This window comes from Streptomyces boncukensis (genome assembly GCF_011045075.1).
Taxonomy (GTDB): domain Bacteria; phylum Actinomycetota; class Actinomycetes; order Streptomycetales; family Streptomycetaceae; genus Streptomyces; species Streptomyces boncukensis.
The window spans coordinates 1-1587 of record NZ_JAAKZZ010000919.1 but is presented as its reverse complement, the minus strand read 5'-3'; the positions used below and the strand labels follow the sequence as shown (position 1 = coordinate 1587).

General features: G+C 74.5%; 2 protein-coding genes. Both read left to right on the top strand.

Annotated elements, in window-relative coordinates:
• Window positions 1–1160 (top strand): GAF domain-containing sensor histidine kinase (locus G5C65_RS36990; RefSeq protein WP_241266333.1); only part of this gene is annotated, 1160 nt, incomplete at its 5' end.
• The coding region (locus G5C65_RS36985; RefSeq protein WP_165303414.1) for a response regulator at window positions 1153–1587 on the top strand (435 nt) is incomplete at its 3' end. The genes G5C65_RS36990 and G5C65_RS36985, both read left to right, overlap by 8 nt.

Below are 1587 nucleotides of genomic sequence, written 5' to 3'. Positions count from 1 at the left end.
TAAGAGACAGCCCCAGAACCGGACTCGCCTCCGTCAGCGCCGCGCTGCTCGCGATGAACAGACGCCTGGAGGTGCGCGACGTCCTCCAGACGATCGTCGCCTCCTCCCGCGAGTTGCTCGACGCCGAGTACGGCGCGCTGGGCGTGCCCGACGACCAGGGAGGCTTCGCCCAGTTCGTGGTGGACGGCGTGGACGAGGAGCAGTGGAAGGAGATCGGCCCGCTGCCCCGCCAGCACGGCATCCTCGCCGCGATGCTGCGCGACGCCACCCCGCAGCGCCTCGCCGATGTGCGCCGGGACCCCCGCTTCGGCGGCTGGCCCCGGGCCCACCCGGTGATGGCCGACTTCCTCGGCGTCCCCATCGCGGACGGCGAGGAGGTGCTCGGCGCCCTCTTCCTCGCCAACAAGCGCTGCCCGCCCGGCCGGCCCCCCGCCCGGGACCGCGGCTGCGCCTTCACCGAGGAGGACGAGGAACTGCTCCGCCTGCTCGCCCAGCACGCCGCCATCGCGCTGACCAACGCACGGCTCTACGAGCGCAGCCGCGAGCTGACCATCGCGGGGGAGCGCGCCCGTATCGCCCACGAGCTGCACGACGCCGTGGCGCAGAAGCTCTTCTCGCTCCGCCTCACCGCCCAGGCGGCCACGGCCCTCGTCGACCGGGACCCGGTGCGAGCCAAGGAGGAGCTGCACGAGGTCGCCCGCCTCGCGGCGGAGGCCGCCGACGAGCTGCGCGCGGCGGTCGTCGAGCTGCGCCCCGCTGCGCTGGACGAGGACGGGCTGGTCGCCACCCTGCGCACCCAGGCCGGCGTCCTCGACCGCGCCCACACCGCCGCCGTCACCTTCACCTGCGAGGGCGTGCGCGCGCTGCCCGCCGCCCACGAGGAGGCCCTGCTCCGTGTCGCCCAGGAGGCCCTGCACAACGCCCTGCGGCACGCCGACGCCTCCCGGGTCGAGGTCGCGCTGGTGCGCCACGGCACCGGCACCCTCCTCACGGTGACCGACGACGGCGCCGGCTTCGACCCCGGCGCCGTACGGAGCGCGGGCCGGCATCTGGGCCTCGTCTCGATGCGCGACCGGGCGAACGGTGTCGGCGGCACGCTGACCGTCACGTCGGAGCCCGGCAAGGGCACCGCGGTGGAAATGGAGGTGCCCGGTGGCTGACCCCATCCGTGTGCTGCTGGTCGACGACCACCAGGTCGTACGGCGCGGGCTGCGCACGTTCCTGGAGGTGCAGGACGACATCGACGTCGTGGGGGAGGGATCCGACGGAGATCAGGGAGTGGCCCGCGCCCAGGAGCTGTCCCCCGATGTGATCCTGCTGGATGTGAAGATGCCCGGCACCGACGGCATCGAGGCGCTGCGCCGGCTGCGGGAGCTGGACAGCCCCGCGCGCGTCCTGATCGTCACCAGCTTCACCGAGCAGCGCACCGTCGTCCCGGCACTGCGCGCCGGCGCGGCCGGATACGTCTACAAGGACGTCGATCCCGACGCGCTCGCCGGGGCCATCCGCTCCGTGCACGCGGGGCATGTGCTGCTGCAGCCGGAGGTCGCCGGGGCGCTGCTGACCGAGGGGGAGCCGGGCGGGGGC